The sequence below is a fragment of the Paenibacillus sp. JNUCC 34 genome (assembly GCF_058269055.1).
The window spans coordinates 2,833,169-2,855,116 of record NZ_CM177770.1 but is presented as its reverse complement, the minus strand read 5'-3'; the positions used below and the strand labels follow the sequence as shown (position 1 = coordinate 2,855,116).

Below are 21,948 nucleotides of genomic sequence, written 5' to 3'. Positions count from 1 at the left end.
ATTCACCATGTCCTCCCTTGGATAGGTCCTAAAAAAAAATTAGGATTGTCTGCGTTCATTGCCTATTCTCGAACGCCTAGTTGTTCAATTCCTATTTCATGTTCAGCCCTTCCGCTTCTTGCCGTCGCAATCCGCGTACTATGGCGTCTGCTGACTTCTGTGCGTTCAACACCTCTTCACAGAGTTGCTTACAGAGTTCACTCTGCGTTCCACACAGATCTCCCCAGGTAAGAACGCTATCTTCCTCTCCATCTATCTGCTTCATTTACTCTCGTACGCCTTTGGCAGTATGGACTTTGGTTTGTTTAGCAACCTCTTCCAACGCACGTTAGCCTTATATGAAGTTTGTGTTCCTCAGAACGGAGATTTGCCGCTGACTTCCTTCAGATTCGTCCTCACGGACGACACCCTTGTCTTAAGCTAATGGCTACTACTGCCTTCGCCACTCAGGACTTAAACCCTATAGATAGCGCCCATGCTGGGCGCACTAAAAAGGAGCCTCTAGGGCTCCTTTCTTAACTAATACAGTCCAAGCTCATCATGGACATGGAAAACGGAAAATATCTACGATGATTCCAATTGGAATTCGAATCGTTATGAACACTCTGTCAATCCCACTAAAAATACGTAAACGAATCGTATTTCTTCCAACACTTAGTAAACATCCCGTAAAAGTATTAAATAGTGTTCGAACAACTACAACATTACCAACTAAGCTCGAGGATACATTTCTAATCCTGCTTTGTGTTTTCAAAGGTACTCTTCTAGCTGTAGTTAATTTAAATTCTTTAGACATTCATCTCTCTCCTTTTACTTATTGGTACTTAGGTAACGCGTTGTTTCAGTTCGCGATTCCAATCTCATCCAATTTTTTCAAGATGTCGAATATAAATGGTGTGGTTATCGAATACATATGCATTGCCTGATGAGTGAAAGTTTGCTATTGAATTGGAGATTTGATCTACAACAACAGTTTACGGAGAAGTATCTAAGGTGCGCACGGCAAGTGCCTAATCAACAGCAATAATGTACTGGAAATAGACGATTACAATAAAACAAGGTGAATCTATAAAAAGTATGTAGGATCTCGTTAAAACAAAAAAGCCGCCAATTTGGCGACTGGGAATGGTCCACAGTTTCATATATGGACAAAAGCAGCCGAAGGATCGGCTGCTTTTGAAGTGTTGAACTATTACGTTTCGGCCGACATGGCATCTGCCTTGGTTTCATGAACCGTACCGTGGGGATGCTGAGGCGGAGCATAGATCACGTAAACTTTAAGCGGTGTATTCCCCGTATTGGTTACATTGTGCCATGTTCCCGCAGGTATCATTATGGCATATCCGTCACGAGCCATTGCTTGGATACTAAGATTATCTTTACTATCCCCCATTTGGACAAGACCTTGCCCCTCTTCAATCCGTATGAATTGATCCGTTGTGGGATGAACCTCTAAACCAATATCATCGCCAGCATCAATGCTCATAAGGGTAACTTGAAAGTATTTTCCTGTCCATAAAGCGGTTCGGTAAGTATTGTTTTGCTCCGTAGCTTCTTCTATATTCACTACTAAAGGTTTTGGACCGTAGTCCATTAATTTAATGTTTTCATTATAAGAACTCCGGTAGTAATTATGCCAACGGTGATAATAAAGATTTGAATTAGGATCCAAATTGTTAGTCCAGTAGTAATGCACAGGATTATGCCAATGATAATGACAGCATGAATTACGATACATGTTCATTCTCCTTTTCATGTTTCAGTATGCATTTTTTATCCTATGCAGATGCCTAGTCAACGGATTGAAAAATGGGCAGCAGCCCATCATGCTTAAGTACGCCCGATCTCCCCAAAAACTTATCCTTTAGTGCGTGTTCAAAAAGGTCGGTTTTCAGCACCGAGAAGGTTGGATGAAGCTAGGGACTGAAGAGCGGAGCGTACGTTTTGGGTACGTGAGCACCGGAAGGACCGGCTGAATTCAAGATTCGATGCCGAGCCCACTTCCTGATTTACTTCGTGATCAAAAGCGGACTTTTTGAACAACCTCTTTAACTGTTCTTGGCTTGTGACGAGATCGGGGAGCAGAACAGGACTAACACAAAAAAGTCCGCTTTTTCTACGGACCCCAATTGCTTATTTAGGGAGAAATCGTTGTCATCTTAATCAATTATTGTCCTACCATGCATAATGTTACGTCTACTCGGATGGCAAACTTGACTTGAACCTTTGCAATTGCGCTTCCGTCTGTTCCACTACATCGGTGAAGATCTTCTGTGCAGACATACTGCTGCTTAAGCGTGTCCCCTGACCAGCCCACAGGCTTAAATATTCGGGCAAACTCTGGTCAGCCGCAGTTTTGCGAATGTCACGGGTAAGCGCATTTTGGATCGGATAATCAGGAATGATCTCCTCATAAGCCCCCATTTCGACCAAAAATCGATTGCGAATCCCGCGAGCCGGTTTACCGGAAAACGCACGGGTGATCGTCGTACTTTCCTCTGTGCTATTCAATATCGCTTCTTTATGTTTAACATGTGTTCCGCTTTCTGGAGTGGTCAAAAACGCCGTACCCATCTGTACCGCCTCGGCTCCCAAAGCGAGCGCTGCTGCTACACCGCGACCGTCCATGATGCCGCCTGCCGCAATGACCGGAATGTTGACATTGTCCACGATCTGCGGAATCAATGCCATCGTTCCAATCATTGCTCCGCTGTGATCACTGAGAAACGTCCCACGATGTCCACCGGCCTCACTGCCTTGACCACAGATTATATCCACGCCGGAATGCTCCAGTGCCACTGCTTCCTGTACCGTTGTCGCAGTGCCAATTATCGTTGTACCGTTCGCTTTCAAAGATTCGATCAAGCCAGGTTTCAGCAAGCCGAAGGTGCAACTGAACACCGGTACTTTTTCCTCCAGTACAACAGCAATCTGCTCTTCAAAAGATTCGGCGAAGCGACTATTTACCGTTGCTTCCTCAATTCTCAGCTCTTCGCGGTATTTCTGCATGATGCGTTGGATCTGTTCGATCTGTTCCGACTGCTCTGTTACATGCTCTGGCACAAACAAATTAACCGCAAACGGATGATCAGTTTCCTCGCGAATCGAACGAATAGCCGACCGAATCTGCTCCTGCGCCATATAGCCTGCTCCCAACGAGCCGAGCCCCCCGGCATTCGAGACCGCTGATACCAACTGTGTCGTCGTTGTCCCACCGGCCATTGGCGCTAAAATAATTGGATATGTAATATTTAATTGATTTGTCACACGTGTCTGATGCCACATCATACCTTCCGCCTCCCACTGTTTCACCTTGTTAATATTTGCATGATTGGAATGTATTTCTATCATTAGCACAATGATAGGTTCAAACACGCATAATGGCAAGAGTTGTCCTGAAGTCATTTACATTTTGCATGATTTTATACATGGTGTAATCTCCGTCCCCTGCCAAAAAGAAAAACGGGAATCAACTCCAATTGGCTTGGAGAAGATTCCCGTTGCTTTAATATTTATTATTCCAAATAGCCTTCGGCAATTTTCATCAAAGTTTCTTTACTTACTTTATTTATGTCTCCACGTAAAGTATAGGCGTATTTCACCTTTTTGTCTGGGCTCTCGTATACCCATTTCAGCTCGTGCCTCTGCGAAGGACCAAATTCTGTATGCAGCATTTCTACTCCCTTCACTTGAACCTTCTCCTGCTTAAATTCAACGTTCTCGTCAATATACATTCCAGCGTTCATGCCCTTTCCACTCACATTAGTGATATCAACCGCGATTTCATCTTCGCCATTTTGATACTTAGCAAAGAGAAGGAAAAACTGATCTGTCATTTCAACCGGCATCATGGCATATCCCTGATTGGATGCTTCCGCCTGTTTTCTCAGTTTTTCCGCCAGCGCCTTTTGTTCTTCCGGAGAAGGTGGATTTACTTCCTGAGCATTTCTAAACATCACTTCCGCTTGTTTGAATGTATAATTTCCATTGACACTGTCTGGAATCTTAACGGATTTATCCGTAATCTTATCTCGCAATTGAGTGAGATTTTGGAATGGAGTCATCTTCGTTCCAAGATCCGTTTGATGATTCGGGTTATTGGCAACCAGATAGAACAGTCCAGCTTCACCGCTCTTTAGCACCTTCTCCTTAAGAGCATAAAATTCTTCGCCATGCTTCCTATCCTCTTTCGATTCTGGTCCCATCTCTTTCGCCGATTTAGTCTCATATACGACTTCGCCATCCTTATTCGTCAAAGAATGATATTGAACTGCCGCATAACCTGTGGAGCCCATTAACATCATCCCTACAAACGCAGTCAAAGCAACTTTATATTTCACAAAAAACCTCTCCTTTTCTTTTGGCTTAGCATTTAGTATTCTCATTACTTTTCCTGTCAAGTCGGCGTCGGGAATGCGCGGGTCATCAAACAGTTTTTTCAAATCCCGATTTTTGTCCATATTCATACACTCCCACTCCCTTCACTTGAGCATAATACTTTCGAAATTTTGCAGATGTACGTTCGTATTTTTTACGAAGGCTTGCGCTGTTTTTGCCGAGAATCAAACCGATCTCCTGGTAGCTTTTATCCTCTACACAACGCAAGATTAACAAATTACGCTCTTCCGCCGATAATTTCGCCATAGCTTGATGTACGGATTCATCAAAATAGTTGGCTTCAATATGCATATCGACTTCATTATTTTCTTTCTCATCCTGGTAAAAGAAAGGCATATATTTCACCAACTTTCGCTTACGGATGATGTCGATGCATTGATGGTAGGCAATCTTGTATACCCAGGCGCCAAAATCTATCTCATATTGGGTATATTTCTTCAAGGTGCGGAATGTCTTCAAAAATACTTCCTGTGCGTTATCCTCGGCTTCGGCATAATTGCCCAGCATATGATAACAGTAGAGAAAAATCGGTTTTTGATAAACCTCCATGATTTTCTCGAATTTTTCTGTGTTCCCATCCAACACATCTGCAATGATCTGACTTAACTCCGCATCATTCAAGCCGTCTCACCCCCTTCACTCTATACAACGAACAGCTCGGCCCAAAATGTGACAGCACCAAAAATCACTACAATCTAAAACGAGCTTCGCAAGGAGCTTGTTCGGTCCGATTCCCTATACCCAATTCCGTTATTTACTCATAAGGGTTCATTGAATAATTTATCGGATACTTTTCAGTATATATTTGGCATATGCAAAAAAAGAGACTACCAAATGGCAGCCTCTAACGGAAAACTTGTATCCTATTCATTTAGACAACGACCGTAACCGCCTTGCCTACTTCGAACACCTTGCAATCGCCGACCTGGCGCTCCGTATGAAACATCAACTGGCTGCGTTCAAAGAGCTGCTCCAGCTCCTGTCTGCTATGCCATGTCCATCCTGCCGTGGTCGCGAGATATGATACATAGCTATCGTTGTATAAAAACACAACTTTCTTACTGATCCGATAAAGCTCCTTCAGCATAATGCCAATGAGCGGCTCGCTAAACATTCTGAAGTAATCCGTTACAATGATGACATCAAAGTACTTGGACGAATAAAGGGTATCCAACCCTAGCAAATAGACAAATTCCTTCTCTGGCCAGGTGCTTTGGTAACGCAGGAGTAATCCTTTATTTTGCAAAAAGACGTGAGACACATTCAACGTAGAAAGGACAGCATGACTGTCTGCCCCGATGACCGCTGTTCGCTCTGCTCCCTGCACATACTCACGGTTCAATAGCTCAATCAAGGAATCGCTGTACGCAGGTACATAATAGTGGGTCACCAGCCGATTAAACTTCGCCATAATCAGATCAAAGTGCAAATCTGCTGAATAGGGATAAATCTCAGTGTCAAAAGTACGGTGCTTCATATGCATTTTCTTGCGATTCAAGTAGCTGGACTTTATCTTCTGATCGATATTATCGTCGGAAGGATGAGGCAGATGCAGCGTGCAAATGTCATCCGTTGCATACATCGACGCCCCATGTTTATGAAGCTGATACGCAAAATCAGTATCCTCCGCTCCCCAGCCCTTCAGCGTCTCATCAAAGCCTCCTGCTTGAAGGACGATATCACGAGATGCCGTAACCGCGCCGCCCCATCCCATCGACCATGGTACATCCATCCGATTCAGGTCATGGTCCACCAGCTCAAAATGTGAGGTTCGCATGTCCTCCCAATCGGGATGATACCTGAGCTGCTCGCAAATATCAGCAAGATTAGATGGTTTAATATTTTCGATGACTAACAAATCCTCTTTGTTCGGCTCCGTAAACGCACCCATGACATAATGGTACAGCACCATGTTCGTACAATCACCGATCCGGTTCACGACGCGCTCGATAAAAAAGTCAGGGATGACAATGCCGCAGTCGAGAAAAACAAGAATGTTGCCACTGCTCTCGCGAATGCCTATGTTGCGAGTCCGTGAACGGCAGGAGTGCTTATCCCGTTCTAGATACAAATATTTTAGATTTTTGATTTGATCTGTATAACAATTGATAATGTCCTTTACTGGCTCTGTTGATCCATCATCGATAACGACGACCTCAAGCGATATTCCTATATCGATCTGGTTCGCAATGAAATTGAGTGAATGCTCTAACTGCTCCATTTTATTGTATACAGGAATAATGATTGATACGTCCAACATACTCACTCCCTCTTATCTCTTTTTACTTGCGAAGCTCCTCGATTAACTGCGTAATCAATGCTTTTTCTGCAATCAGCATCTCCTCGAGCGAGTGTACAAGCGGCTGTAGTATGTTTCTATTGTTACTCATAAAGCCTTTCAGCATGAGATTACGGTGGGTATAGGCTTGCTTCTCAAGACGCTCAGCTTCGGATAACAGTGAAGTCTCTTCTTGGAGATAGCCTAACTGCTGCAGGTATTTAATCCTTGCAACCATCATCTTCTTATGCTCCCATAGGATATGAAGCTGACGAACGTCGAAATTTTGCACGCCTTCGATCACGCGCGTAACGAATTCCTGGAGGTAAGGATAAATCTCAACACCGAAATAACCTTCCATCGGCTGCTGCTGAATACGAAGCCGTTCCGTAGAGTTTCGTCCTTCCAAATAGTCAGTAAGCACATCAATCATTAGCTGCAAGTCAAAATCAAATCTCCCTACGCCAGAGCCGTATTTGCTGCCTTCATAATCCAAGGGCTCCATCCTTTTGCATGAGCTAATCAACGAATGAGTTGTTTTATCTTGTGATGCATAGGCTTGACCAAATTGCTCAAAGGTAACCTCCTGCATCGCAAACTGACGATTCTTATCAAAGATCGCAACATGATAAATCTGCCGATCCAGATCATAACCATAGATGAAAATATCATGAACAAAATGGTTCTGTTGATAGCAGATCGAATTGTGAATATAGAATTCATCCACGTACGTTACGACATAATATTCACGTTCTAGCTGCGTAATCAGATAACGATGAATATCTACCCCAAGCTGCTCCAGCAGGACTTTATCGGAGTGCTTATACATCAACCATGGCATATTGTTATAAGCAATCATCAAGTCTGGATAGAAATCCAGACGATACTCCTGCAGATCATTCAAATAATGCTTGGCTATAAACAATTGAATATAACTCGTATGAATCCACGGCTGAGCGTACTCAAATGGCTGAAGAATGCCGAGTACATAAGCATGGCCCAAAAAGCCATATACCTGCGGCATCTCAAATGGCAGCTTGACGCTTCTCATGGTCTTATCCGTAAGCACGGATTCCATTTCCACGATGTTCATGCGACTGACCTCCATAATCTTGATTACATTTCAGGTGTATTAATATGATTCTGGATCAGCAAACATCCGTGTGCAGCGATTGCACATCATCAGATTGGTCGTCTTCATGTAGTCACGGAACTTGGTCGCACGTTCGCCCTCCCACATTTCCGCAAAGCTGTTCTCATAAATATTGCCATACTTAAAATCAGGCAAATCCACACACGGGTATACATCGCCTGTACGGCGGATAATCATCTCATGCCATGGTGCCACGCATTTAGAGCGACCAAACACATTCTCGATGTCAGCATAATAATCGTGAATATCAATATAATGAGAGGAATCTATGCCTTCAGAAGCCCACAACTCCTCTAGCTCCTTTTTCAAAAGCTGGGTATCCATCGGGATCGACTCTTCAACGAAGCCCTGCCATGCTGGAGATACATCGCAATCCAGATCATGCTTCATTTGAGTCGCATAAGCACGGCCTCGTTCGGGTGTGGTGAACAAGAGCGGTGCCAGATTCACAGACAAGTCACGACGTTTTGACCACGGATTGCGAGGATCATGCAGCATAACCTCTGCGTCTTTGAAGCGTTCGCGAAGCGCGCTCATAAATTGCTTAATGCTGAGATAGTTGGACGGAGAAAGCACCATCGTAATATTAATGAAAGGGAACATCTTCTTGCGTCTACGCTTCTCTTCGATCAGTGCGTCAATGTTCTCGCAAATCTTCTGGAAGCTGCCTTTTCCACGAATGGCATCATGGAACTCTTCCGGTCCATCTATGGAAATATTCATGGCCACGATATTTTCCATAATGAACTCAACACGGTTTTTAATTAACGAACCATTGGTCAGCAGGTAAATGTTCGCCTTGCGCTTCCGCAAATGCTCGACCAGCTCTGTAAAGTGCTTATACAGCATCGGCTCGCCGCCTGTAATGATGACACCGAGATTTTTGTTTACTGCGGTTACATCATCTAGAAACTTCTTCAGGACATCGATATCGAGCTGTTCACGGATCGCACGTTGCGGCTCTTTCAGCGCCCAGCCAGTCTCCCCCCATATATGGCAGAAATTACAGCGATAATTACAAAGCTCTGACGGGAATAACGTAAGCTGCTTAATCTCTGGTACTAAATTGTGAACGTGCTCTTCTAGAGCCACCCCTCCGAGTTTACCTGCCCTGGTTAGCATAAGTCGTCATCCCCCTCTTATTGTTCTTCGTTCTGGTTCAGGCTGATATAGTTCATAATTTGATTGATCGTGCTAAAATTACGGAAATCGAGGTCCTCATCGCTCCATGACACCCCAAACTCCATCTCAGTTGCAATAACAAGTTTGATGAAGGTTAAGGAATTAATGCCAAGCGATGACAAATCATCATCAGGATCGCATTGTTCTAGCAGGTTTGGATCATCAACGTTGTCTTTCAGCAACTCCATTACTCTCTTTTTCAGTTCGTCCTTCGTTTCTATTGTCATCTTCGTTTCCTCCTAAATGGTTGGTTCGTATATGGATTAAATAAGTTGTAGCTCGTGAAATAGTTGGGATAGGAACTGCTGCTCCGCGGCGAGCAATCGCTCCAATCTCGCTTGAATAGCCTCGATTCGTGCCCCCTGATACACAGGGGCATAGAAGAAGCGGACGATTCCTTTTCGAATTGTTTCCCAATACTCTACGCATTCGCGATGAGTCGCAAGAAGCGAAGCATCCTCCCCATATAGAGCCGTTAATCGATATCCCTCCACCTGCTTCGCATTGAGAATTTGATTAAGCGTCTCAATCATTGACTCGGCATGCTGCTTCAAGCTGGCTTCGTTAGAGCTGGCATCGATGAACCACGCTGCAAATTGTTGAAGCACATCCATGCTTTCTTGCAGACGATGACGGTTATACGTCAGATTACTCTCGAATCGCTGCTTCAATTCGTTAAGCTCAGGCTCCCGGTGTGGAGCATTCGGATAGTGTTGAATGATATAATAAGCAGCCCGGTGCTCTAGCGGTTGATAGTACGTCTCATAGCCTATGCAGGCACGGACGAGATCATCAAATGCGATCAAGCAAGGCTTGTATGATAGATTCTCTCGTCTGTCATGCTCGATGATATGGAACATTTGAGTCCCCTCATCAAATCCGTACACTAGCAAGGTGTGATCCACGTGAAGCTTCTGATAAGCGTCGCTGCGGAATGGAATCTCGTAGCAGTCGACCCACACGATAACGGGATTTCCTTGGCCGATGCTTTGGATGAGCTTACTTTTGATATCTCCAAAATCATACTCGGTTTGGACGGACAGATTCATTTCTGTAAAGAGGGTTTCCTGCGGCTTTATCTCTTCATACCGCAGTTCATAACACTGATCTTCCTCCGTATCGGTACGATGATATAGGAGTAAATCATTGACGAGATACGGAAGTATGCTGCCACCAAAGTGCTTGACCACTGGGAAAAAGGAATTGTAGAAGCAATTTCGATAATAGAGATCGTTAAATGGTTCGATATTTGGAAGAATGACTGAAGCCGCTGCTTGTAGATGAATGCTTACTTCCTTACTAGATTCACTGGAAGTATGAGATTCGATAGACACACTAGAGTCATTCAAAGTAAGAGCATCAGCAGAACTCCCAGAGCTGCTGGTTTCATGGAAGTTTCCAGATTCACTAGACTGCTGCTCTAGATAAACGGCTGCCTCGCGAATCGACGAGTACCGATACAACAGCTCGGAATCAAACGAAATCCCCGCTTGCTCCAGCTCGACCTCAACGCGTATTGTTAGAATCGAGTTACCACCCAGCTCAAAAAAATCATCATCAATATCGATTTCCTTAACACCAAGCAGTTCTCCCCAAAGTGTTGCTAATCGTATTTCCATAGATGTAAAAATGCCGTCTGTTCTGCCTTTTAGAATTGGAACTTGTACTGCATCAGTACTTTTCAGGCTTGCTGAAAGCTTCATGTCCGTTTCTTTGTTTGATTCAACTGCAGTCGACATCACCCGAGCCATGTAAGTATCTGCCGAAGGATCAATCCAGCATCGCGACGGTTCAAAGCTGTACACAGGGAGATGCAGCTTCGAGTGCTGCCGCCCATCGTATAATACCTCCCAATTCACGTCTGCTCCTTGGACATAGAACTGGGCGAGCTGTTCAAGCACGCTCTTGTCGATATCTCCACCTGAAGAAGCAGCTTGATGAATTAGCTCATTTGCCGCCTCACTCCGGGCTTTTAGTTCATCCGATGTCCATTCCCCGCGCTGTCGCTTCTCTCTTCGGCCACCTGCAATTCGATACTCGTTGTAAAAAACTCCTTTTTCTGCTGTTCCTTCAAGCTGCTGCTCTAAGCCCACTTCTAATAATGAGTACAGCTTATCCATTAGGCTCGGAATACCGCTCGCAATAATTGCCAATCTGCAGCTATAATGTCCTCGCCCAGTATGAGCTGTGTAGCATAGATCGGAAAAGCTTCCTCCAAGCTCAGGCAACTCGCGAACATAAACTTGTATAATCCGCTTTAATGCTGACCTGCTTTTAGCTGACAGGACCATTAGCTGATCACCACGGTACGTATCTGATTGAGCTGCATCTGGCATCCCTAATGGGGATTCCTCAAGCACAAGATGACAGTTCGTGCCGCTAAAGCCGAATGAGCTTACGCCGCATCTCCTTGGATACTCTCCGCCCCTCTCCCAAGACTCCAATCGATCATTGACATAGAGTGGGGAGTTCTCAAAAGGAATATTTCGATTCGGTCTCGTAAAATGCAGGGTCGGCGGCAGCTTCTTATACTTGAGTGATGCGATTGCCTTCGCAAGTCCGGCAACTCCTGAAGCTGCGTCCAAGTGCCCTACATTGGTCTTTACCGATCCGATGGCACAGAACTGTTTGCGATTCGTGTAGTGGCGGAACGCTCGACGGATCCCATCAACCTCAATCGGATCGCCAAGCTTCGTCCCTGTGCCGTGGGCCTCGATGTAGCCTATCGTTTCCGGATGAATGCCCGCATCCTTCCAAGCCCGCATAAACAGCTTCTCCTGCGAGGCAGCATTCGGTGCGGTCAGTCCTACGGATGTACCGTCCTGGTTCATGGCACTGCCCCGAATGACCGCATGAATAGGATCTTTGTCTCGAATAGCTTGGCTTAGAGGCTTCAGCAGTAAAGCGACCGTTCCTTCCCCCCAGACGGTGCCATCAGAGCTGTCGTCGAATGCGCTCGTTCTACGATTGGAGGATTCGATACCAATCTCGAACAGTCCATCCACTGGCATAAGACATACCTTTACTCCGCCCGCAATGGCCATCTCGCATTCCGTATTCCTGAGCGCCATACAGGCGAGATGGACTGCAACCAGCGAGGAGGAGCAAGCAGTATCAACCAACAATGCTGGACCTTGCAAATCCAGCAAATAAGCAATCCGACCAGCGATGATAGAAGGCGTGTTCCCTGTGCTTGCCATCGGAATCTGCGATGGCTGATTCTTTGTAATGTACTGGCCATATACAGGCCAATCAGCATACCCGATATAGACGCCTGTTTTACTGCCTTGGATACGTCTACCTCCATAACCCCCATCCTCAATAGCCTCCCAGGCGGTCTGTAAAAATAGCCGCTGATTCGGGTCCATTAAGGCTGCTTCTTTTGGAGATAGATTGAAAAAAGCATAATCAAACTTGTCGATATCCTGCATGAATCCGCCATGACTAAAGTGAATGCTGTCCTCTTCAAGCTGGGTAAAGGTACGGATAAAGCCTAAGCTATCCTGCTGTCGTTCTTCCGATAGAGGTCCGATGAAGTCACGACCCTGCTCGAGGTTGTTCCAGAACTGATGGATGTTATCCGCTCCAGGCATTTTTAAAGAAAGTCCAATGATCGCAATATCCTTACTCTCATTTGGCTGCTGCTCCTTAAGCGTTCGAAGCAGCTGCAGTGCTGCCTTCTCATCCAATTGGCCTTTAGCAACTTGCTCAAAGATTTGACTCGCTAGTTTATCCATTTGCTACCTCCATCCCGCGATAAAGCTCAACCGCATTCTCGATGGATAATTCGCCTCGCTTTACTCGCTCAAACATCGCGAATATTCCTTCATTAAAGGAGTTCGCCTCGATCGATTCCAACGAAGCTTCACCCGTTTCTTCCTTATCAGACAAAACAGTATAAAGATGGTCGGTTATCCGAGCGATGGTTGGATAAGAGAACATATCCGCTACAGTAGTCAGCCCAGGAAACTCCTCATCGATATAGTGATGCACTCTCGTGATAAGGATGGAGTCTCCGCCGATCTCGAAGAAATTTGCATGAACATCCAATTCCTCATAGCCAAGCACTTGCTTCCATGCCTCGGCCACCGCTTCTTCGATCTCACTATGCGTGGTAGGCCATATATTTGAAGCTGCAAAAGTTCCACCATTCGCAGTACCTGCTGAACGTCTATGATCTGCCTTCGCATGAGTCTTATCGGTTGTTATGGATCGAGTTAGAGCCTGTTGAACCTGCTCGGATTGACGGAATGGCAGCAGCTCCCCTAATGCAAACAGGTGGCTACCACGATTCCACCTCCCGACAATGGCCTGTCTTACGTGAGCAGCTTCAGAAGCCTGGAGAAGCTCTTGGAACGCTCGTATTCCATCCTCCTGAGACATGAGACAGAACATCTCCTTCGATTCGTCTACCCCATCTGCCTCATCCTTCTCGGTCTGCTTCCAAGCCGGCCAATTGATGGTCAAGGTTCGTAAGCCAAAACGGTTTCGATAAGCTGAATATCCATCCAAATATGCATTGCCTGCCGTGTACGGACCTGAGCCGATTCCGCCTACCAGCGTAATCGCAGACGAGAAGAGGACTAAGAAGTCCGGCTTATCCTGCCGCGTTAAATGATCCAGCAGCCACGTACCTGTCGTCTTGGACGCAATGACGGATCGCAGCTCTTCTGCCGACAATCGGCTCATCAGATTCCCTTCGGAAACTCCAGCAGCATGAACGATGCCTGCAATTCGTCCATGACGCTGTCGAAGAGACGTGATTGCCTTATCCAACTGCTCTTTATTGGATACATCCGCTTGGATGACTTCAATCTGCCCCCCGGCATCCTCCATCTCACGAATGGCATGTATCGCACGAACGATCCTTTTATCCTGAACCGCATGCTCTAGATCAGGCCACAGATCTCTTGGCGGCAGTTCTGTTCTACCCATTAAAGCGAGGTGGATGTTACCTTTCGACTCTTTTACAAAGTACGAAGCGATCAGCAGTCCGATGCTGCCAAGACCTCCTGTAATGAGGTATGTTCCGTTTATATCTTGGGAACCGATCGCTACCGTTCCTGTATGATTGGATACGGCTTCTGGCAACTTCAGCACATCAACGCGCTCTACATATCGCTTTTCTTGGCGATAGGCCGTCCAATACTCATTCGAGTCGCCTTCCAGCTCAGAACATACACTCTCTACCAGATCCGACTGCTCATCCACATCAATCCAGCGGATTCTAAGATTCGGCTTCTCCCAGCCGGCAGCTTTACTCAGCGCAATCATGGCGAATTGCTCAGGACGTACTCTTGGCTGATCGACTGTAACTTCGTCTGCGTAGGAAGTAACAAGCGTCATAGCTATTGATTCATGACCATCCCGGCGTGCTAGTGTATGTATTAATCGATAGAGCCGATAAATCGATTGCTCCAATTGCTCTTCATGCTGCTTCAAGGTCTCCTCTTCATGACCAACGGCAGCAAACCGTAGGTCAACGATTTGAAGAGATCGATCACTTGCGGATTCGTATGAATCTAGTGAATCTAATGAATCGAATGCATCTATCAGCAAACGCTCATAATCTTCTATTTCGTCCCGAACGATATACTTTGTCTCATTAACCAGTTCATAGTGGTCACCCATTGTAGCCTCGATAACCTTCGAACCCGCTGCTTTCCATAGGTTTACAAAACAGCTGCTGTCTTGATGCTCTTCCGTTAAGAGGAGAATCGTCTCTCTGCCGCGGCTTTTTCTACCGCTCTGAGGCAAGGGCTCTTGGAGCCATCTCCGTTGATGATAGAACACACTTTGATCTTGATCATGACTTTCATTCCTTGCTGCTTCGTGAGCATCATTGCGCTTGGCCGAGGTATGACGAGCTCTACCTCTTGATGCATGATCCGTCAGCTTCACCCAGCATCGCTGCCGATCAAACGGATATGTAGGAAAGCTGATGCGACTTCTGCGCTCCTGCCGATACAGACGATCCCATGGAATGTTTGCCCCTTGCACATAGAGCCTGCCTAGCTCTGCATAAAGTGCGCGATCCTTCCTGTCAGAGGACAAGAATGCATCAATCACAGCTTCAGCCGAAGCATGTATAACTTCATTCTGCGAATGTATGCGATCAATCAAATTCACATATAAGGAGTGGTCACTCTCTCCTTGTGATCGATCTTGTACCTCTTTGAATCCAACGCTCTTAAAGCTTCTTAGCTCATCAACCAACTCATTAACACTTTTTGCTGCAATCGCAATCCGATAGCGGTAATGCCCTCTACCCGTGCCCAATGTATAGCACAGATCACCAAAATCAATGGATGGATAACGCGTCAGATAATTAAGGCTTACATCTACATAAGTCTCCAATGCAGACTCTGTCTGCGCGGACAATACGAACAGTCGATACTCATCATGGTGAGGCTTCATCCATGAGCGCTCCTCCGGGGCCCCCTCCACAATGACATGGCAGTTCGTGCCGCTGATGCCGAAGGAACTCACTCCACATCTACGAGGATGTGGTCCGCTCTCCCATTTCATCAGCTTATCGTTCACATATACAGGAGATTCCGCAAAATCAATCACCCGATTCGGTCGATCAAAATGGAGCGTCGGATAGATGCATTTGTTTTTTAGAGACAAAACCGCTTTGAGCAGTCCTGCAATGCCAGCTGCATTATCTAAATGGCCAACACTGCTTTTGAGCGCCCCAATCGCGCAAAACTGCTGTTTGTCCGTAAAGCGTCGGAACGCCCGCTTAAGCCCTTCAACTTCAATTGGATCTCCTAGCTTCGTACCGGTACCATGGGTCTCGATATATCCAATCGTCTCAGGTTCGATACCCGCTCGCTTCCATGCATCTACAATCGCAGCCTCCTGTGCCTCTGCATTCGGAGCGGTAATGCCTACGGAGCCGCCATCCTGATTCAGCGCACTCGATTTGATCACGGCATAAATATGATCACGCGATTCGATGGCTTGCTCGAGCGGCTTCAGCATCATCGCAACGACGCCTTCGCCAGTTCCAGTCCCGTCAGCCCGGTCATCAAAGGTTCTCGCCCGTGAAGTCGAGGATTCAATGCCTACCTCATACTCCCGGATCGGGATCAGGTGAAGCTGAATCCCTCCCACGATCGCGGAATCACACTCGCCATTGCGAATCGCCTGGCACGCAAGGTGAACGGCCACTAGCGAGGAGGAACAGGTCGAGTCGACGATGAAGCTTGGCCCTCGAAGATCCATCAAATACGATAAGCGGCTGGCGATGATGGGACGTACATTTCCCGCCATGGACATAGAGACGTTCTCCGGCTCTACCTGACGGATCAGCTTCAAGTAGTCTGCATCTGAGCCATAGCCAACATAGACGCCTGTCCGGTTCCCTCCAAGCTTACCGCCGCCATAGCCCGCATCCTCGATTGCACGCCAAGCCGTCTCAAGAAATAACCGCTGGTTGGGATCCAGCAAGCTCGCTTCTCGCGGCGAGAGCTTAAAGAAGGAATAATCAAATTTATCAATTTCATCGAGATAAGCTGCCTCACCATAGGCCAAATCCTCCGGCTCAAGCCCCATCTGCTTGAAATACAAATCGGTATCCTGCTTACGAAGTGAAGGGATCGGTCTTACACAATCTCGCCCTGTCTTAAGATTGTGAGCAAATTGCTCAACCGTATCTGCAAGCGGCAGTTTCACCGCAATTCCGATAATCGCGATATCCTGACTCGATGTTCGATCAAAGGAAACATCCTCAAGCTCATCCGCAGACTTGCGATTTAATTTGATTGACTGAAAATCCACCCTGATCACCTCCACACATCATCAAGCGATCACCCATGAATCAGGCGAGAATTCTGGAAATAGCGCAGTTGTACCCGTCTTCTTGAGAATGTCGCCAAAACGCTCCTGCTGCTCTTCTTCAGGTACAATTTTGGTATCCAGCATCTGCTTCAACAGCTTAAGCGCCTCCAGCATCTGTGATTGAGTAGGAGGCTCCCCAGTCTCATCCAGCCGCTCCTGCAGTCGTTGAACTTCCCGATAAGGAAGGACGAAACCTTGTTCATACGCTTCCAGGTCCCAATTACGATTGCGCGTACATACTGCAGCCGCAAGACATCTTGTAACCACGTTATTTGAAGCTTTCTGGCGGGCCTGCTCCAGCTTGTCGGCTTCCAACTCCTTCTGAAGCAAATCAAGCTCTGCTGCTTTTTCATAGGGATAGCAGACAATGAACTTTGCATCTGTTCGCATCAACTGTGTTAGCACCTGCTTTGCGCCAAGCTCAGCCGCAATACTGACCCCTTGCTCCACTAACAACTTCATCGCCCAATCCCACCGTACGGGAGCGGTAAGCTGTTCGGTCAGACAGCCGACAACTTGATCCGGGGATTCATACGGTTTGCCTGTAACGTTCGATATCACCGGCCATTGAAACGGGCTATAGGTGTAGGAATCCAGCTCATCTTTAAACTGGATTGCCGCTCCTTTCATAAGAGGACTATGGAAAGGCGCGCTTACTTGTAAAAATGCAATACGTGCGCCAAGTCCTTCGAGCTCACGGGCCGCCTCCTCAACCGCAATGCGATGTCCGGAAATGACAAGCTGTCCGGAGGAGTTGTAATTGGAGATGACAACCTCTTGATGCTCTGAGATGGATGCGCGCTGACAAGCCCCTTCTACACGGTTTGGATCGCCGCCCATAATCGCACACATGGCGCCGATACCCTCGGCAGCCGCCTCCTGCATGAGCTGACCTCGACGTCTTACAAGCATTAGCGCATCTTGGAATGTCATCACGCCTGCGCAGGTAAGCGCCGAGAACTCGCCTAAGCTGTGTCCGGCCGAATAGGCAGGCTCCACACCGATTTCCTCCATGTATACACGGAACGCTGCGACGCTAACGGTAAGCAGCGCAGGCTGCGCATTTTCCGTTCGTGTCAGCTCCTCAGAGCTTCCATTTGCGATAAGCGCTTGAAGATCAAAGCCCAATACATCATTGGCTTCAGCGAATACCGCTCTCGCGGTTGCCGATCGTTCAAGCAAGTCCTGGCCCATTCCGATATATTGCGAGCCTTGACCTGGAAATATAAGCGCTAGCTTTCTCATCTACAACTCCTCCTCACGACATCACGCGGCTTGCAGTCAGCTGACGCAGCAGATCGACATACCCGTTAGCGAGCATCTTGACCGCTTCCTTTTTCATCCGCTTGTCGTTGAATTTGATCGAAAGAGACAACTGATGCTCATCAGCCTGATCCTCTATCCCCCAAGCCATATCGTATAAGTCAAGCCATGCCGTATCGACATCTAGGTCTTGTTGACGATAGATGAGAGGGAGTACCTCATCCATTCCCTTCTTTACATATGCGGATTGCATGCGTTCGGTAAAATAAGCATTCGTACCGTTTACTCGGCTCTGATGCACATGTTGAAACAGCTGCTCAAATCCGCTGATCTTCGTAAATTCGATCGATAAGGGAACGGCTTGTTCACCTTCTATCTGCAAGCTGTGGATCGCAGCGTCAGGCTTTTCATTCCATTCACTGAACAAATACAGCGCCATACCAGTTAACACATCAAACGATTCCACATTAGTGTCAGAAGCAAGTCCATCTATGCCCTCTCTAAGTTGGGATTGAAGATGGAACCGTACAATGCCCATCCCGATGCCGTTCATGTGATGATGGAAAAAGGTTGCTGGAAACTGTTGATAAACGCTCCATGTGGCCTGCTTCTCTTGCTCGACTACGCCGTGCTTTTCGTCCACCCATTTTGCCAACTTCGCAATTGTCGTATAGGTGAAGAGATCCACGATCTGAAATCCAAAGCCATATTCCTTCTCCAGCTTGGCATGCAGCTGCATAAGTAAGATTGAATTGCCACCAAGATCAAAGAAATGGTCATGAAGCCCGATCTGCTTCACCTTCAGCACTTCCTGCCACACGCGCCTTATGCTGCTCTCCGTCTCACTAGCCTCATTCTCTGCAAACAAGGTTGCAGGTTCGGTTACAGCCAGTTTGTCCGTAACCTGCAGCAATGCTTTGCGATCCAGCTTGCCGTTCGGGGTCTTCGGAGCCTTGTCAATGCGGTAGAAGAAGGTTGGGATCATGTAGGCTGGCAATGTAGCAGATAGCTTGTCCCGCAGCTCATTAGCGGTTATGTCACAATTAATCTTGACATAGGCGGATAGTGTCATCATGCCATGTTCATCTTGATGCGCAAGTACAACGGCTTCATCAATCGCATGAAGGCCAAGCAAGTGATGTTCAATATCCCCTGGCTCCACCCGGTAACCTCGAATCTTCACCTGCTGGTCATTTCTTCCGACATACAGCAGGCTTCCATCTGAAAGCCATAATCCGATGTCGCCTGTACGATACATGCGGGCCTCGGCATCATACGGATCGGAGGAAAAATGCCGTGCCGTGAGCTCAGGTCGATTCAGATAGCCTCTCGCTACACCCGCTCCTGCAATGCATATCTCCCCCGGTACTCCTATTGGCAGCGGATGTCCATAAGCATCAAGGACATATACGCGGTAATTCAGTATGGGCTTTCCGATTGGGATGCTGTTTCTGGAAGTAGGCTCTGACAAGCAGCGATGATAAGTTGCACACACCGTCGCTTCTGTCGGTCCGTATGTGTTATAGACCTCCGCCTTTTTGAGCAGCTCCGACATATACTCTGGCTTCAGAACGTCGCCGCCGCTTATAAAGATTCGGACACTGTCCATTCCGGATTGCTTGTTAAGCTCGTTCATAAGCAGAGGAGAACACGACACGATCGTGACTTGGTGACGGTCGATCAGCTGGATAAGTTTCGGCATGTCGATCACATCGGTCTTGCGTGCAATCACAACCTGTCCGCCAGCGAGCAGCACCGGATACACTTCCTCGACAAATTGGTCAAAGGAACAGGAGGCTTGCTGCAAAAAGGTATCTCTGCCCGTTAAGTGAAACTCATGTTGGAAGGCATCAACGTAACCCAACAGGTTGCGATGCTCAACAACAACACCCTTCGGAGTTCCTGTCGAGCCTGACGTGTACAGGATGTAAGCTGCATCGCTAGGTTTATGACCAAGAGGCACAGGGTCATCCTCGACTACATCCTTCACTGACAGCACCTTCTCAATGCAGACGCAAGTGCCATCAAAATCAATCGAATCTGGGATCACATAGTCACCCATCACCAATATGCTTGCTCCGCTATCTTGGAGAATCTGGTTGATGCGGCCGGGAGCGTAATCATAGTCGATCGGTACATAAGCCGCTCCCGACTTTAGTACAGCCAGCATCGCAATGAGGAGCTGCTCGGATCGATCAAGCCATATCGCGACAGGCTCATCAGCATGAACACCAAGATCTCTGATCTGATGCGCAAGCCGATTGGACGCTCTGTTGATCTCTTGATACGTATAGCTGCGTTCTCCGCATATTACGGCTGTGCAGTCTGGTGTTTGCATAACCCGTCTCTCAAATCGAAGTTGAACAAGATCCTCCTGACCAGTCTCTAGCCGCCCCGATTGAAGACACTTAGACGGCCTTGGGTTAAACGAAGAGAGAAGCTCTTTCATTTCCCCTAATGTCAGAAGCTCAAGCTCATTTATCCTTGGCTCAGCCTTGCTGTATATTTGTAGGATAATCTGTTTATAGTGGTTGGCGAGCCTTTCGATCATCGGCTTCGAGAAGGAACTGGGATCATAAGCAAACTCTAGCTCCAGCTCCCCTGTTCTCTTGGTCTGAACACCGATCGTCAGCCCATAATGCGTGGATTCCTCCATCTCATAATGCTCAATTCGTAAAGCTCCTGTTTGTCCTATGCTCGTATCTAATGGGTAATTTTCAACAACTATAATCGAATTGAACAGCGGCTCATAAGAATCAGCACCGCAATAAGCGTTTATATCAACTAGAGGGGTGAGCTCGTAATCTACACGGCGCTTGAGCTTCTCATTAACAGAGCTGACGAGCTGGTGGACAGGCTCATCCGCTGTCCAGCATATCCGCAGTGGAACGGTATTGATAAATAGGCCAATTATCTCCTCCATTCCAGGAAGCTCTGGCGTTCTACCTGACACGGTTGTGCCAAATAGAACATCCTCAGTCCCGCAGTATCGTCCAAGCAGTAAGCCCCATGCAGCATACAGATACGCAGCCAGCGTAACTTCATGACGCTGCGCATACCGAGAGATAGCCTCTACCTCTTGGAGCGAGAGTGCTAGAGTATGAAGAGTCTTTGATTCAACTGCGTTGCCCTTCCCATACAGCTCTTTTTGCTCTGTCAGCTGGGTACGTTCCTGCCACCCCAGAAACTCCTGCTCCCAATACTGCCGCTGCAAAACCTTGTCTTGACGCTGCAACAGCTGCACAAACTGCTTAAACGGAGTCTTGGCAGCTGTTCTTAAAGGTGCTGGCGCTCCTTCAATAATGGCTTGATAAGCCTGCATAAACTCCTTGAGCAGTAGCCCATTGCTCCAACCATCAAATAAGATATGATGCCATGTGATGATCATCTCGCAAGTCTCATTGTTTATAAGACATAGCGTAATTCGCATCGGTTCTACTTCGAGCTCAAGCTCCTGCTGACGATCCCGTGCTTTAAGCTCGGCAATTAATACTTCCGCCTGCTCAGCCGAGTAGCTAGAGTAATCCAGAACGGTAATCGGAATTTCCATATCTCTCAGCACAATCTGAACAGGCTTCTCAAGCTTCTCCCAACGATATACGGTCCGCAGCACATCATTCGCACGCGCAACGCTCTGCCATGCTTGCCTGATGACTTCAACCGAGCAGCGGCCGGACAAGCGTGCTGAAAACTGCTGCGTGTAGTACCCCTTGTCCTTGTCGCTTCTATAATGAAACAGCAAGCCCTCCTGCAGCGGTGTTAATGCCACGATATCTTCCACATTGGTCCTGTCCAATTTGGTTGAACGACTTTCTCTCATCTCGCTTCA

At 47.0% G+C, this 21,948-nt stretch carries 14 protein-coding genes; all 14 read right to left on the bottom strand.

Annotated elements, in window-relative coordinates; all coding sequences use genetic code 11:
• Nucleotides 1-91: 91 nt before the first annotated feature.
• Nucleotides 92-265 (bottom strand): hypothetical protein, encoded by a 174-nt coding sequence (locus AC2TF5_RS13390; RefSeq protein ID WP_491302619.1) that lies wholly within the window; start codon nucleotides 263-265, stop codon nucleotides 92-94.
• A 273-nt stretch (nucleotides 266-538) separates the two neighbouring features.
• Nucleotides 539-796 (bottom strand): hypothetical protein, encoded by a 258-nt coding sequence (locus AC2TF5_RS13385; RefSeq protein WP_241929072.1) that lies wholly within the window; start codon nucleotides 794-796, stop codon nucleotides 539-541.
• Nucleotides 797-1,192: 396 nt separating this feature from the next.
• Nucleotides 1,193-1,738, bottom strand: a complete 546-nt coding sequence (locus tag AC2TF5_RS13380; protein ID WP_491302618.1) for a cupin domain-containing protein — start codon at nucleotides 1,736-1,738, stop codon at nucleotides 1,193-1,195.
• A 458-nt stretch (nucleotides 1,739-2,196) separates the two neighbouring features.
• The gene (locus AC2TF5_RS13375; protein WP_491302617.1) at nucleotides 2,197-3,288 is read right to left on the bottom strand and encodes an NAD(P)H-dependent flavin oxidoreductase; all 1,092 of its coding nucleotides are present in this window, start codon (nucleotides 3,286-3,288) and stop codon (nucleotides 2,197-2,199) included.
• 227 nt (nucleotides 3,289-3,515) lie between these two features.
• Nucleotides 3,516-4,460, bottom strand: a complete 945-nt coding sequence (locus tag AC2TF5_RS13370) for a hypothetical protein (RefSeq protein WP_491302616.1) — start codon at nucleotides 4,458-4,460, stop codon at nucleotides 3,516-3,518.
• Nucleotides 4,426-5,019 (bottom strand): RNA polymerase sigma factor, encoded by a 594-nt coding sequence (locus AC2TF5_RS13365; RefSeq protein ID WP_241929075.1) that lies wholly within the window; start codon nucleotides 5,017-5,019, stop codon nucleotides 4,426-4,428. The genes AC2TF5_RS13370 and AC2TF5_RS13365 overlap by 35 nt, the downstream gene beginning before the upstream one ends.
• 250 nt (nucleotides 5,020-5,269) lie before the next feature.
• The gene (locus AC2TF5_RS13360) at nucleotides 5,270-6,658 is read right to left on the bottom strand and encodes a glycosyltransferase family 2 protein (protein WP_491302615.1); all 1,389 of its coding nucleotides are present in this window, start codon (nucleotides 6,656-6,658) and stop codon (nucleotides 5,270-5,272) included.
• Between the two features lie 22 nt (nucleotides 6,659-6,680).
• A complete protein-coding gene (locus AC2TF5_RS13355; RefSeq protein WP_491302614.1) occupies nucleotides 6,681-7,769 on the bottom strand; it encodes a cysteine peptidase family C39 domain-containing protein in 1,089 nt (362 codons plus the stop codon).
• Nucleotides 7,770-7,808: 39 nt separating this feature from the next.
• Complete coding sequence (locus tag AC2TF5_RS13350; RefSeq protein WP_491302613.1) at nucleotides 7,809-8,951, bottom strand: radical SAM protein; 1,143 nt, start codon at nucleotides 8,949-8,951, stop codon at nucleotides 7,809-7,811.
• 17 nt (nucleotides 8,952-8,968) lie between these two features.
• Nucleotides 8,969-9,238 carry an acyl carrier protein gene (locus tag AC2TF5_RS13345; protein ID WP_241929079.1) on the bottom strand — a complete coding sequence of 90 codons (270 nt, stop codon included), beginning with the start codon at nucleotides 9,236-9,238 and terminating at the stop codon, nucleotides 8,969-8,971.
• 36 nt (nucleotides 9,239-9,274) lie between these two features.
• Entirely contained in the window at nucleotides 9,275-12,748 is a 3,474-nt protein-coding gene (locus AC2TF5_RS13340) for a beta-ketoacyl synthase N-terminal-like domain-containing protein (protein WP_491302612.1), read from the bottom strand.
• Nucleotides 12,741-16,796 (bottom strand): type I polyketide synthase, encoded by a 4,056-nt coding sequence (locus AC2TF5_RS13335; protein ID WP_491302611.1) that lies wholly within the window; start codon nucleotides 16,794-16,796, stop codon nucleotides 12,741-12,743. Before AC2TF5_RS13335 ends, AC2TF5_RS13340 begins: the two co-directional genes overlap by 8 nt.
• A gap of 21 nt (nucleotides 16,797-16,817) precedes the next feature.
• Nucleotides 16,818-18,101, bottom strand: coding sequence for an ACP S-malonyltransferase (gene fabD, locus AC2TF5_RS13330; RefSeq protein ID WP_491302610.1), 1,284 nt, complete (start codon nucleotides 18,099-18,101; stop codon nucleotides 16,818-16,820).
• 13 nt (nucleotides 18,102-18,114) lie between these two features.
• On the bottom strand, nucleotides 18,115-21,939 hold the full coding sequence (locus AC2TF5_RS13325) for a non-ribosomal peptide synthetase (protein WP_491302609.1): 3,825 nt from the start codon (nucleotides 21,937-21,939) through the stop codon (nucleotides 18,115-18,117).
• Between the last annotated feature and the right edge of the window lie 9 nt (nucleotides 21,940-21,948).